Annotated in this window: 12 protein-coding genes; 6 read left to right on the forward strand and 6 right to left on the reverse strand. The window is 37.6% G+C overall.

The genetic code is table 11. From position 1 onward, the window contains the following. Positions 1 to 8: 8 nt before the first annotated feature. The 4 genes from HS1_RS09385 to HS1_RS09400 all read left to right on the forward strand — a co-directional run bounded on the left by HS1_RS09385 (position 9) and on the right by HS1_RS09400 (position 3,052). Positions 9 to 647 (forward strand): riboflavin synthase, encoded by a 639-nt coding sequence (locus tag HS1_RS09385; RefSeq protein ID WP_066064418.1) that lies wholly within the window; start codon positions 9 to 11, stop codon positions 645 to 647. After that, entirely contained in the window at positions 647 to 1,597 is a 951-nt protein-coding gene (locus HS1_RS09390) for an SPL family radical SAM protein (protein WP_066064421.1), read from the forward strand. The genes HS1_RS09385 and HS1_RS09390 overlap by 1 nt, the downstream gene beginning before the upstream one ends. Continuing rightward, entirely contained in the window at positions 1,594 to 2,709 is a 1,116-nt protein-coding gene (locus HS1_RS09395; RefSeq protein WP_066064424.1) for a site-2 protease family protein, read from the forward strand. Before HS1_RS09390 ends, HS1_RS09395 begins: the two co-directional genes overlap by 4 nt. A gap of 64 nt (positions 2,710 to 2,773) precedes the next feature. After that, positions 2,774 to 3,052, forward strand: coding sequence for an acylphosphatase (locus HS1_RS09400; RefSeq protein ID WP_066064427.1), 279 nt, complete (start codon positions 2,774 to 2,776; stop codon positions 3,050 to 3,052). 193 nt (positions 3,053 to 3,245) lie between these two features. On the opposite strand, the gene tilS is transcribed toward HS1_RS09400, so the two are convergent. Genes tilS through hflK form a run of 4 tightly spaced genes read right to left on the reverse strand, consistent with a single transcriptional unit; the run spans position 3,246 to position 6,941 of the window. Next, positions 3,246 to 4,637, reverse strand: coding sequence for a tRNA lysidine(34) synthetase TilS (gene tilS / locus HS1_RS09405; RefSeq protein WP_066064430.1), 1,392 nt, complete (start codon positions 4,635 to 4,637; stop codon positions 3,246 to 3,248). 5 nt (positions 4,638 to 4,642) lie between these two features. After that, a complete protein-coding gene (gene queD, locus HS1_RS09410) occupies positions 4,643 to 5,014 on the reverse strand; it encodes a 6-carboxytetrahydropterin synthase QueD (RefSeq protein ID WP_066064434.1) in 372 nt (123 codons plus the stop codon). Positions 5,015 to 5,022: 8 nt separating this feature from the next. Then, positions 5,023 to 5,889 (reverse strand): protease modulator HflC, encoded by an 867-nt coding sequence (gene hflC, locus HS1_RS09415; RefSeq protein ID WP_066064437.1) that lies wholly within the window; start codon positions 5,887 to 5,889, stop codon positions 5,023 to 5,025. Further along, positions 5,889 to 6,941, reverse strand: a complete 1,053-nt coding sequence (gene hflK, locus HS1_RS09420; RefSeq protein WP_066064440.1) for an FtsH protease activity modulator HflK — start codon at positions 6,939 to 6,941, stop codon at positions 5,889 to 5,891. The genes hflC and hflK overlap by 1 nt, the downstream gene beginning before the upstream one ends. An 849-nt stretch (positions 6,942 to 7,790) precedes the next feature. Here hflK and HS1_RS09425 point away from each other — a divergent pair. Together HS1_RS09425 and HS1_RS09430 are read left to right on the forward strand one after the other, a co-directional pair. After that, complete coding sequence (locus tag HS1_RS09425) at positions 7,791 to 9,815, forward strand: FG-GAP repeat domain-containing protein (RefSeq protein WP_066064443.1); 2,025 nt, start codon at positions 7,791 to 7,793, stop codon at positions 9,813 to 9,815. Between the two features lie 11 nt (positions 9,816 to 9,826). Next, complete coding sequence (locus tag HS1_RS09430; protein ID WP_066064446.1) at positions 9,827 to 10,510, forward strand: OmpW family outer membrane protein; 684 nt, start codon at positions 9,827 to 9,829, stop codon at positions 10,508 to 10,510. A 239-nt stretch (positions 10,511 to 10,749) separates the two neighbouring features. Here the strand turns inward: HS1_RS09430 and HS1_RS09440 are convergent, their stop codons facing one another. Both HS1_RS09440 and HS1_RS09445 read right to left on the reverse strand, forming a co-directional pair. After that, the gene (locus tag HS1_RS09440; protein ID WP_066064453.1) at positions 10,750 to 11,508 is read right to left on the reverse strand and encodes a TatD family hydrolase; all 759 of its coding nucleotides are present in this window, start codon (positions 11,506 to 11,508) and stop codon (positions 10,750 to 10,752) included. Continuing rightward, entirely contained in the window at positions 11,508 to 12,851 is a 1,344-nt protein-coding gene (locus HS1_RS09445) for a M23 family metallopeptidase (protein ID WP_066064456.1), read from the reverse strand. The genes HS1_RS09440 and HS1_RS09445 overlap by 1 nt, the downstream gene beginning before the upstream one ends. Between the last annotated feature and the right edge of the window lie 18 nt (positions 12,852 to 12,869).

Raw genomic sequence — 12,869 nt, forward strand, 5'->3', positions numbered from 1 at the left:
AGTATTTTATGTTTACTGGTTTGGTTGAAGGAAAAGGGATGGTTGTTGGTATAGAGAGGAAAGATCAAGGGGCAAATCTTCAAATAAAACCACTTTTTTCTTTAAATAATTTAAAAATTGGAGAGAGTATTGCCATTGATGGCGCCTGTCTTACGGTAACAAAACTTCATAAAGAAACATTTGAGGTAGAGCTTTCTCCAGAAACCTTACTTAGGACTACTTTTAGGTATTTTCAGGTGGGAACAGAAGTAAATCTGGAACAGGCTTTACAATTGGGTGACAGATTGGGAGGTCACTTAGTTACTGGTCATGTTGATACTATGGGAGTCATCAAGGACAAAAAAGAATGGGGAAGTCATACGGTGTTTACCTTCGGCATTCCTGGCGAGTGGATGCGTTATATTGTGGAAAAGGGTTCAGTAGCTATAGATGGAGTTAGTCTTACGGTAAATCGCTGTCTTTCTGATGGTTTTGAAGTAAATATTATTCCTCATACAGCCAGAATAACTACTTTAGGAAAAAAAGAAATAGGGGATAAAGTAAATATTGAGACTGACTTAATTGGAAAATATGTATTCAAATTTCTCACTCCTTGGCTAAAAACAGGACTCACCGAAGATTTCCTAAAGGAACATGGTTTTTGGTAATGTGTATTTCTTGGAGATTAATTCCTATAGATAAAAGATCTCCTGCCCTTCATCAGGCAGAATTTGGTTGTTTAAAAAGGGCCTATGCTATTAATGTAACACGAGGATGTAGTTTTTATTGTATTTATTGCTATGCACGCGGTTATGCTATTGCTCCATCCAAAGGGACTGTTTATCTCTATCAAAATTTACCTTTGCTTTTACAAAAAGAAGCACGCCGCTTACCTATGGGAACACCTATCATCTTTAATACTGCTTCTGAATGCTTTCAGAATCATCCCCATATTCTAGAAATTACTTATCGTAGTATGGCTATTTTGTTACGCAGGGGACACCACATCAATTTTCTTACCAAAGGAGTAGTGCCTAAATGGTTTAAAGACCTATTTTGCCGCTACCACCATCATATTCAGGCTACCATTGATGTAGTCTCTTTGAAAGAAAATTACTGTAATTTATTTGAACCAGGTGCGCCCATAGGGAAGAAAAGGCTTGAGGGAGCTATACGTCTCTTGAACTGGGGAATTCCAGTAAAAGCACGTCTTGACCCTTTGATTCCCTTTTTTAGTGATACTCAAGAAAATATAGAAAACCTGCTTTTAGCAATTAAGGATTGTGGAATTAGAAAAATCATTATCAGCTATTTGGAATTACGTCCTAGGATTATAGAGCAACTTAGGCAAGAATTGCCTGCCTCCATAGCCAAACTCATCTTAGGTTGTTTCCCCAAACCAAGTTGGGATAGGGTAGGGAGTAAAACTCTATGTAAACAGGTGCCTCTTTCCATACGAAAGAAGGTTTATCAACGTATTAGACAACAGGGAGAAAAATTGGGGATAAAGGTGGTTGTCTGCCGGTGTAAAAATCCCGATGTGAGTTTCTCGCAATACTGTTTATCCAAGTCGGGTTTACCAAAATACAAAAGGCTATCTCAACCAGTTTTGTTATGACTAGCTTTAAATTAGGTAAGATTAAAGGAATAGAGATTCGGCTAGACTTTAGTTGGTTTATTGTTTTTGTCCTTTTTAGCTGGACATTGGCTACTTACTACTTTCCTGAACAATATCCTCATTGGTCTATGGAGCTTAATTGGGGCATGGGGTTTTTAGCCTGCCTTCTATTGTTTGTTTCTGTGCTCCTGCACGAACTGGCTCATTCTCTTGTAGCTCAAAGGCATGGAGAAGAGGTAAAAAGTATCACCCTTTTTATCTTAGGAGGAGTAGCACAAATTGCTAAAGAGCCTGAAACTCCTTATATGGAGTTCACCATGGCTATTGCTGGACCTCTGGCTAGTTTTTGTTTAGGAATGACCTTCTTGGGTCTTAAATGGATAGTAACACCCATAAGTGAACCACTCACTGCTTTAACAAAATATCTAGCCTATATCAATTTTATATTATGTGGGTTTAATCTTCTTCCTGGTTATCCTATGGATGGAGGAAGAGTTCTCAAGGCAATTCTTTGGAAAAAAACAGGAAATCTCAAACAGGCTACCCGATGGGCAGCAAAAACTGGTAGAGGTATTGCTTTATTTTTCGTCTTCTTTGGTCTTTTCCAGATCTTGGCAGGTTTTTGGCTCAATGGACTTTGGATTCTTTTTATTGGTTGGTTTTTATATCAAGCATCAATAAAAAGTTATCAACAAGTTTTAATAAAAGATTTCCTGAAAGAAATAAAGGCTAAAGATGTGATGAATTCTGATTTTATTATTGTATCCCCAGATACTACTTTAAAAACCTTGGTAGATGAATATATTTTAAAGAAAGGGCAAAGGGCGTTTTTTGTAGGTAGGGAAGATGAGATTTTGGGCATCATTTCTTTAGAAGATGTCAAAAAAGTAATACCAGAGGGGAGAGGGACATTATCTGTAAAAGAAGTAATGACTCCGAGAGACCGTTTGCAAACAGTTACTCCTGATGATGATGCCATAAAGGTTTTAGAGCGCTTAACCAGTCTTGATATTCATCAAATTCCCGTAATTATGGATAATCGGATAATAGGTATTGTCACTCGTAATACTATATTGCATCTTTTACAGGTAAGATTAGAATTGGGCGAATAAGTTCTTAATAAATGCAGGAATTTGTGATATATATTGCTCAATCCTTAATGGAAGGAGTGGTAATATGGAAAAGGCACGTGCCCATGTAATCATTAAAGGTAGGGTGCAAGGAGTATTTTTTAGGAGTTCCACTCAAGACGAAGCCATAAGGCTAGGTCTTACAGGTTGGGTGAAAAATTGCCCTGATGGCAGTGTGGAAGCAGTATTTGAAGGAGACAAAAAGGTAATTGAAGAAATAATTAAATGGTGTCATAAAGGTCCTCCCTGGGCACGGGTAAATGAAGTGAAAGTTAGTTGGGAACCTTATCAAGGAGAATTTGTGAGATTTTCTGTGGTTTATTAGTATCTGCTCAAAATAGTATTTTGAGTAGATAATGAAAATTGCAAAATGCAAAAGAACTCATTTTTTCAATTTGCATTCTGCATTTAATATCTAACTTTCGCCATCCACAATTATAATCTAAGAAAAGCCTTGAGAAAAGGCATATGCGAATTTTGAGTTTTCTATGAAAAAGTTGTGCAACCCTTTTTAAGTATCAGGGATTTTGGGTCTTACTTATTTTTAGCATAAGGTAAAGCCTAGTCTCTGAACCAGGTTTTATTCTCTCATCCATAGATAAACCTGCTACCCAGATAATTTTTTCTTGACTTATAACTAGGGGATACTTTTTTCGTTCAGCGTAAGGTATTTTTAGGTCAATAAAGAAATCCTTTATTTTTTTACTTCCCTTACCGCCTAAGGGATAGAATTTGTCTCCTGGTTGATAAGGTCTAATCTCTAAGGGAAAAGAAACTTTATCAAAATCTACAAAGACTTCCTTTGGTGTCTGATTTATTTTTTCCCCCTTGTTTTCTAGCAATTTAATTTCTAGTGAGATATTGAGCTCTTTTATTTCCACTTTCCCAGGTTTTTCTATCTGATAATAATAATCAGGTTGAGGCGGAATAGAGGAAGTAATATAGAGATAATGACCTTCTTTATATCCTAACCAGCCTTTGGGTAAGGAGATAAATTTATGAGGACCTCCAGGAGAAGCAAGCGCTAAAAGGGCGTTCAAGTGGCGGCGAGTAAAGGGTAAAGGAATTTCTTTCAATAATGCTACCAAAATTCGCCTTTGTAAGGCAGGATGATAGGGTCTAAAAAGATTAAGGTCTATTTGTTTTCCCTTAGGGGTTTGTTTTACACTTTTAGCTATGGTTTCTTTTATAATCTTATCCAACCACTCTCTTTCTTCCTGCCAAATAAGACTCATTTCCAATAGGTTTTCCTTAAATCGGGGATTGAATTTCAAAACTAAAGGAATCAATTGATGTCTGATGCGATTGCGAAAAAACCGGATATCAAAGTTGGTGCTATCAATCATATAAGGAATTCCTTCTTCCTCAAGGAGCTGTTTTATTTTATCTTTATAGATAAAAATAAGGGGACGAATAAATTTTTCTCTCTTGATAGGCATTCCCCCTAAATCCACCCAGGCCGTTCCTCGAATCAATCTTCTTAAAATTTCTTCTATTTGGTCATCAGCAGTGTGTCCCAAAGCCAGCTTATCTGCCCTTGTTTCTTGCAACACCTGATTAAAGAAATCATACCTTAATTTTCTTGCAGCTGCCTCTAAAGAAAGCTTTTTCCTTCTGGCATAAGCTAACGCCTTCCCATGTCCTATATAAAAAGGCAAATTCAGCTTTTTAGTCATTTCTTCTACAAATTCTGCATCTCTTAATGAAGCCTCTCCTCTAATACCGTGTTCATAATGCACTACTCCCAGCTTTAGATTGTAATGGGTGCTTAATTGGTAAAGAATGTGCAGGAGGGCAATAGAATCACATCCGCCAGATACTGCTATGAGGATATGTTCCCCTTTTTGAATGAGGTTATATTTCTCAATAGTTTGTATTATTTGAGGGATAATTTTATCGAACCTTCTCATCTAAATTAATCATTTTCCCAATAGCTAGCACAAGTCGTTTCTGACTCCCAGACACTGACCTTCCCCAAGCTAGCCTTAGAAGACACCTTATCTTTTAATGTTTTAAAAATATACCGAGCAATTAATTCAGAGGTGGGATTTTCTTTATCAAAAGGGGGAATTTCATTTAGATAACCATGGTCTAATCTTTCCAAGCATTCTCTTAACAAAGATTTGAGCACCTTAAAGTCCATCACCATACCATTTTTTCCTACTTCCTTTGCTTTTATTTCTACTTCTACCTTCCAATTGTGTCCATGCAAGACTTCACACTTACCATGATAATCTCTTAGCCTATGAGCAGCAGAAAAATATGAAACTACTTTTAAGCTATACATAACAATGTTTAACGGCCTTTTTTCTCTATAGAGAAAAACTTCATTAATGGATGACTGGGGGTGATAATCAACTGAGTTTTTTTATCAAATCCCTTTTGATAAACCTCCATAGATTTAATAAAGGCATAAAACTCAGGGTCCTGCCGGATGCTCTTAGCATAAATTTTAATGGCCTCCTCATCACCTTGACCTTTGATTTGCTCTGCTTGCTGAAATGCCTGAGCAAGAATAATAGCCCGTTCCCGATCAGCGGCTGCCCTGATTTTCATGGCTTGTTCTTTCCCTTCAGAACGGTATCTTTTTGCCTCCCTTTCTCTTTCAGCACGCATACGGTCAAATACGTGTCTTTCGTTTTCTGGAGGCAGGTCAGCCCGTTTAATTCTCACATCTACCACTTTAATACCATAATCTGCTGCTAATTGATTGCTTTTTTGAGTAACTTTTTTCATAAGTTCGCTTCTTTTCTCTGAAACCACTTCCGTAAGAGTATGCACACCCAGTTCTACTCTAAGCTGGGCATAAATAATGTCATCTAATCGTGATTGAGCTCCTTCAATGGTCTTTACCGTTTGATAAAATTTTAGAGGGTCTGCAATCTGCCACTTGCTATAATTATCCACCACCAGATTTTTTTTGTCCTTGGTCAATATCTCAGCTGGAGCAGCATCATAGGCCAAAATCCGGCGTTCAAAATGCATTACTTGCTGAAGGAAGGGAATTTTAAAGTGTAAGCCCGGTCCCAAAACACCGCCAACAGGTTTTCCTAACTGTAACAAAAAGGCCTGCTCTGTTTGATCTACGGTAAAAAAACACTGCCAGATACCCAGAAGTAAAATAAAGATAACTATAAAAATGATACCTGAATATTTTCTCATTATTTCCCCCTTGTGGTTAATGAAGTTTTTCTGCCTTCCGGAGAAGGCAAAGTTTGTGAAGGTTGATTTAAGGGCAAGATAATCTTCTCTACCTTCTCTGGCACAATAATTTCCCTGGTTTGAGCCAAGATTTTCTCCATGGTATCTAAATAAATTTGGCTGCGAATAATCTTAGGCGCTTGTTTATAGGCCTTAAGACGGCTCAAAAAGCGTTGCATCTCTCCTTCGGCCCTCTTAATCCTTGTTTCTTTATAAGCCATGGCTTCATTGATAATCTGTGCTGCCTTCCCCTTAGCTTGAGGCAAAATATCATTTCTATAGGCTTGAGCTTCGTTAATAAACTTACTTTTATCCTCTTTGGCACTAGCCACATCTTTAAAGGCCTTAACTACTGCTTGCGGAGGATGGACATCCTGTAATTGGACAGCCACTATGGATATCCCAGCCTGATAATTATCTAAAATAGACTGCAATAAAGCTTTGGTTTCCTGTTGAATCCGAAATTTTCCTATAGTTAACACTTCATCAATAGGGGTTTTGCCCACAGTTTCTCGCATGGATGCTTCAGCAGCATCTTTGACTGTTTTGGGGATGTCTTTTACATTAAATAGATAATGCACAGGGTCTTTAACTTTATATTGGACGATAAATTCCACACTCACAATGTTTTCGTCACCAGTAAGCATGAGAGATTCTTCAGGGATAGTGCGATACTGAGCAGGAGGGCCGGCACTAATGGTGCGAAAGCCGATCTCTAATCTTCTTACCTTGGTTACCTGTGGCTTTATGACCGTTTCTATAGGATAAGGTAGATGATAATGGGGGCCAGGAGGGGTTGTCCTTACCATTTTCCCAAATCTCTTTACTATTCCTACTTGAGAAGGAGAAACAATATAAATGCCCGAAGCCAGCCACAAAATGACTAAAATAATAAAAAGCACAGGCCATCGCATGGACTGTTTGAATTTTTTCCATTTTGCCTCCCACTGCTTTACCACCTCAGGAATTTTTACTTCTTTTTTAGCTTGATATTCTTCCCAATCAAATGGCATTTATTTTCTCCTTCCCTAAATATTTTTTTCAGCTTAGACGGAATAATGAAAGAGGTCAAGTCCAAAATCCGCGATTGATTTTTTATTCTAACGTCTCCGTTCGCAGACAGGTTTTAGGACTTTTGCAGGAGATTTTTTTGGGGAAATTTGGGGTCAAACCTACAAAATACATTTAATTGCCCCCTAAGTTAGCTGCAATAAACTCTTACAAAATTGTTATGAAATTGTCAACTTTTTTCAAAAACCACCGACTGCCAACTAATCTATGCTGATTATGTAGCGCTGGATCTAAAGAGGCAATAGTTTATCAATGATATGGGTTGCAACAAGTGGAACTGGCACGAGAATTTCCTCAGCTTTCCTTATCATCAATTTATGATGCTCTTTCCTACTATTATATGACAATAAAAAGGAAATTAATTTGGCTTAGTAATTATAAATGATATATGCCCCTTGGCTTTAAGGACATTATTTCTATTTTCCAAAGGGTGTTATTGAGCCAGCAAGGGTGACTGATTTTAGCAATATACCAGTGAGTATCTTTGAAAACATATAGCCTGGACAATTTGTCAAATGAGCATTACTTGTGTACATTTTTGCCCTTGGAGAGACAAATTTGGTCTAGTTAAGTAATTATAAAATAGTATAAATCTAATGACACTACCTACAATTTAGTAGAACCTATTTTCTTAATGCACTATTATGTGTGGCATGAAATTTGCTTAAAGCATAATAACAATGACTAAATGGTAACAACAACTAAAAACGGGAAATTGAGAAGAATTTTTTAATTTTGGTTGACATCTTATTAACAAATGTGCTAAAAGACAAATAATTTTGGAGGGAAAAATGTTCCAAAAAAAGTCAATTTTTTTTATAGGATTAATGTTTTTACTAATCTTAAATGGATTGGGAGAGGCAACAGAATTAAGCCTTCCTGGGTCTCCTACTTGTGCTACAATTGCAGATTTTAATGGGGATCTCAAGTCAGACTTGGCCATAGGCACAGATGGAGCCATTCTTATTTATTCAGGAAACGGAGGGGGTTCCTTTTCTGGTCCCACTATTATTGCCTTTAGTGGTCTTCCTAATGTGATAAAGGCAGCGGATGTAAACGGTGATGGAGGAGTGGATTTGATAGTGAGTGACAAGAAAATGGGAAGGATAAAAATTTTATTGAATAAGGATGGTGAATTTGAATCTATACACATAGAAAATGACTCTAGGGCAGCAAATGATATTGTATTATATGACTTTAATGCTGATGGTTATCTTGACATGGCCTTGGCTGAAAACAATCAAATTTCTATTTTGTATGGTTTGGGAAGCTACAACCCCAAAGAAAATACCTGGTTTATAGCAGGAGAAAATTGTTCCATTCCTACGGGAACTCTATCTGCTATAGGAAAGGCAGATTTCAATAAAGATGGTCTAGCAGATATAGTAGTGGCGGCTGGAAATATGCTTTATGTCCTAACCCAAGAAACTGCAGGTTTTACCATTACTGCTCAGGCACAAGCAGGATGGCATCCTGTTGCCTTAGCTATAGCTGACTTTAATCATGATTGGGTTTTAGATGTAGTAGTAGCCAATAAAAGCAATAGTATAGGACTTTTTTACGGGACTGCAGCGGAAGGTGGATATAGTTTCGAACATCCTGTTTATTATTCTGTGGGTTATTCCCCTTCTTCTCTGGATATAGCTGACTTTAATAGTGACAATTATTTGGATATAGCCGTAGGCTGTGAAGGCAGCAATGCTGTATATTTTTTATTAAGCACAGGTTTAGGTAATTTTACACCTTCAGATAAAACTATATCTACTGATAGTCGTCCCATTAAAGTTTTAGCAACGGACTTTGACAATAATGGAAAGATGGATTTATTAACAATAAATCAAAATACAGTGAAGATTTTTAAAGACCAAGAAATTTCAGCGCAGCTTGATTTTAAACTTTGTGAAGTAGATATAAAAATAAGAAAAAATGGTGAGGGTGACCCACTTGATGGACCTTTAACGATTACCACCAATGTTAATGATAAAATCGAAGTTTTTGGGTCACTTAACCCAAATGATTGTCATGGTTACACAGCAGATTTTTATTTACTGCTTAATACTATCACTCCTGACCTCAGCGGGGAAGAAGCAGAAGCCGAAACAAATACCTATTCAATTACAACTAGTGGGATTACACAAGGAGAGGCACCTTTTGCCACAGACTTAAATATTACAAACATTCCTGAAGTTCCTCTGTGGTCTTTTTCTACACAGGACTTAGCAAGGGAAATAGGCTGTGGTTATTACAGTATAATTGGCAAATTAGTAATCAAAGGGGCAACCGGATTAACCTATTATGTGAGCGATGCAGCAGAGTTTGGTATCACGGGCCGTATTATAAGTGATCCTCCGATTGTAAATGTAAACGTCAATACTGATGCTGGTAGAGTTAAAGCCTATGCAACTGTGGAAGCAAATAGTGCTGCAAGCCTAATAGCCTTTGCCTATCTTTGGATTGATTGCTCCAGGACAGATACCTTTACCCTAGAGGTAGACAATGAGACTCAAACAGTAACAAAGACTTCTATATTTAAAGAATGGTATACTCCAACAGGTTGGCATACTTACGGAAAATATTATTATTATGATGAAGAAAACGGAGAGATAGCAGAAGCTGAAGAAGGCACAGAGCCTGAATACATACCTCCATTTACAGTGTGGTCAGTAGCAGACCTTACTGACTATCCTTTATTTGATTTTCCTAGCTCCTATTTCCCATCTGGTTATGCCTGTGAAGTCCATGCCGGATTTATCATTAAAAATTGGGATGGAATGGATTATTCAGTATTTGATTATGATTCATTTTACAATTACTAAGGAGGGGAAAAATGAGAAAATACTTGATTGGTTTGGTAGTGGGCGTTTTTATGCTGGTAAGTGGCCTAGCTGAAGCTCAGACTATATCTGATACCAGCCACAAAGTAGGGATTGGCTTCAGGGTAAATGGGATTTTGCCTTCAGAAGACACCTTTTTTGACCATGAGTTAGACACAAAAAATCAGGCTATGCTAGGGGCAAGTCTTAGTTATGGAGTAAATGAGTGGCTTACTTTAGAAGCTGCCTTTGATTATTCATTGGATATAGACCTTAAGGATAAGACAGATAATGTAAAAATAGGGAAGATCAATGTCTATCCTTTGACCTTCTCTGCCCAATTGCGTTATCTAACAAAAGACCCTCAATATTATACCTGGATGGTGCCTTATATTACCCTTGGTTTTGGGTATTATTTCGTGGATGGTGATGTGGCAGGTGAGTATGAAAAACATTGGGGAAATGAGGTAAACTTGGATTTTGATGGTGCTTGGGGAGGTCATGTAGGTTTAGGCATAGACTTTTTTGCTAGCGAAAGTTTGGCTGTAGGTTTTGAAGCCCGCTATTTTTGGGCCAGTGGAGAGGTAGAAAGAGCAGTTGATACACCTGTAGGTCCGTCAAAAAAAGAAGTTGATTATGATTTAAATTCCTGGATGATTGGGGCTAATATCAAATATTATTTTGATTTTGGCAAGTAAAGAATGGATTTCTTAAGGGCTTTGTTTAATGCTTGATACTTAAAAATCGCAGTAACTTTAAAAGAAAGCCCACCTGCCTGTGCTACGCCTGCCTGCGCAGACAGGCAAATGTAGTAAAATAAAGCAAATTTTTTAAAAATAGCTTCACCTAAAAGGTGAAACAACAAACACCAAAGGTTATAAAAGGAGCACTCGCTGCGGTTGGAATTTTATCCAAAAATCAATCGCTGTTTTGGGAGTTAACCAAGATTGAACAGCTTTTTGGCGTTTTCGGTGGTTTTTAAAGCAACCTGTTTTAAACTCACTTCTTTTATATCTGCCACTTTTTGGGCAGTATAATGCAAAAAAGCAGGCTCGTTTTGCTTGCCTCTCATAGGCACAGGGGCAAGAAAAGGGGCATCGGTCTCTAAAAGGAGGGATTCCAGAGGGGTCTTTTTTACTACTTGTTTAAGTTTAGTAGACTTGGGGAAAGTAACTATCCCAGGGATGGAAATATAAAAACCAGCCTTGATACATTTTTCTGCAAAGGAAACATCTCCAGGGAAACAATGCCAAACACCTTTACAGGATAGTCCTTCTGTTTCTACCAATATTTGCCAGGTTTCTGAAATAGCCTCTCGGCAATGAATAACAATGGGTTTCCCTAGTTTCTGAGCTAGTTTAATTTGTCTTTTAAAGGCATTTATTTGAATCTCTCTAGGAGATAAATTCCGATAAAAGTCTAGGCCAATTTCTCCAATGGCTACTACTTTTGGATGGGAGGCTAGAATTTCTAATTCTTTATAAACTTCGTCTGTTGATGTTTTTGCCTCATGGGGATGCACTCCCACTGTTGCCCATACAAAATTATAGGTTTCTGCTATTTCCACTGCCTTTCTGCTGGTTTTTAAATCAATGCCTATAGTTACAATAAAATTCACCTGATTTTCCTTGGCCCGCTGTAGTGCCCCCTTTAAGTCTTTAAGCATATCTAAGTGACAATGAGTATCAATGAGCATTACTTAAGAAGCCCGTTTTGTATCATTTTCTGAGTGATGTTATTTTTTACCCAATGGGCATCCCACCACTCAACAGGATTAACAAATTCTCCTTGAACCAAGATGCTGAAATGTAAGTGGTCACCTCCAGCCAAACCAGTAGTGCCAGTATAGCCAATAACATCCCCCTTTTTCACCCGCTGGTTTTTTTCTACTTGAAAGTTGCTTAAGTGCCCATATAGACTAAACAACCCCAAACCATGGTCAATAATAATAGTATTGCCATAAATGCCCAGATAATCTCTATAAACCACTATGCCATGATTAGCTGCAATTACTGGGGCATGGGCAATGGACGCAATATCTACCCCTTGATGAACAGAATGGCTGATGGGCTTACCTTTATAATAATAGGTGCGTTGGTCAACAAAGCCAGCCCTCCTTGCCCCGCGGGGACGGATGAAAGCACCCTGCCACAGAGGTGTTGGTTGAGAAATACTGCATATCCGCCTTATTTCTTGATGATTTTTTTTACGAAGTTCTGTATTGACTTTAACAAATGTCTCTAAATATTTTCCCCTCAAATTAGGATAGATGTTCCAAAATTCAGGCATTTTAGCCTGAAGAAAGGCATCAGAAATATTGATTTTATCATGTCTAAATTTCCGAGGGAGCAAATGGTAATAAAAACCTATTTCTCCTCTATTACCTGCTTTATCTTCTCCTACCAGGCGATAAACAATGTTCTTTGGTGCATAATAAGGATAAGCAAATAGGCACAGATAAAGACCTTGCCATTGATAACCAGGATAAAAAAGCTCACTTGCCTTGACTCCATGATTCAACAGTGGCTCTAAAGCACGATAAATAACTAACCCACTACCTCCCTTAGCTATATTGTGGCTTCGAGTGAGGACTTCTATAGTGGGTAATACAGTATCAATGATAACACCATATCTTCTTTCTGAAAAATTTCCTTTGCCCCAGTGCCAAAAGGAATAGTCTCGTGCAGAAACAACGAAAAAGGCAGGACCATCATGAACCCCTAATTTTTTAGGAATAACATTAAGATTAATCCTTTGGTTATATATCTTATCCTCTCGGGAGAAGCGTTTATAAAAAATAGGGTGATTTTTGTTATCTTGCTCAATAAAAACCAAGCATTCCTTCAACCCCAACCCTTTTTCCCTAAAACTGATAGTAAATTCTTCACTGGCAGGTAAAAAACCAGCAGGTTCAGGAGATAAAACTATTTCTGGGACTTTGGTTTCAAAAAATCTACTCAAGGCCACAATTCCCCCTACTAACAAAATAACGATGACACTTATGATTAGCCTTTGTTTATTCAATTTGCCTGTTTTCAATGGAAAACCCCCTTAATT

This window comes from Candidatus Desulfofervidus auxilii (assembly GCF_001577525.1).
Taxonomy (GTDB): domain Bacteria; phylum Desulfobacterota; class Desulfofervidia; order Desulfofervidales; family Desulfofervidaceae; genus Desulfofervidus; species Desulfofervidus auxilii.

Bases quoted from the DNA above. Each gene is read 5' to 3' on its own strand.
- HS1_RS09385 (WP_066064418.1), top strand. From the start codon at position 9: ATGTTTACTGGTTTGGTTGAAGGAAAAGGGATGGTTGTTGGTATAGAG.
- HS1_RS09390 (WP_066064421.1), top strand. From the start codon at position 647: ATGTGTATTTCTTGGAGATTAATTCCTATAGATAAAAGATCTCCTGCC.
- HS1_RS09395 (WP_066064424.1), top strand. From the start codon at position 1,594: ATGACTAGCTTTAAATTAGGTAAGATTAAAGGAATAGAGATTCGGCTA.
- HS1_RS09400 (WP_066064427.1), top strand. From the start codon at position 2,774: ATGGAAAAGGCACGTGCCCATGTAATCATTAAAGGTAGGGTGCAAGGA.
- tilS (WP_066064430.1), bottom strand. From the start codon at position 4,637: ATGAGAAGGTTCGATAAAATTATCCCTCAAATAATACAAACTATTGAG.
- queD (WP_066064434.1), bottom strand. From the start codon at position 5,014: ATGTATAGCTTAAAAGTAGTTTCATATTTTTCTGCTGCTCATAGGCTA.
- hflC (WP_066064437.1), bottom strand. From the start codon at position 5,889: ATGAGAAAATATTCAGGTATCATTTTTATAGTTATCTTTATTTTACTT.
- hflK (WP_066064440.1), bottom strand. From the start codon at position 6,941: ATGCCATTTGATTGGGAAGAATATCAAGCTAAAAAAGAAGTAAAAATT.
- HS1_RS09425 (WP_066064443.1), top strand. From the start codon at position 7,791: ATGTTCCAAAAAAAGTCAATTTTTTTTATAGGATTAATGTTTTTACTA.
- HS1_RS09430 (WP_066064446.1), top strand. From the start codon at position 9,827: ATGAGAAAATACTTGATTGGTTTGGTAGTGGGCGTTTTTATGCTGGTA.
- HS1_RS09440 (WP_066064453.1), bottom strand. From the start codon at position 11,508: ATGCTCATTGATACTCATTGTCACTTAGATATGCTTAAAGACTTAAAG.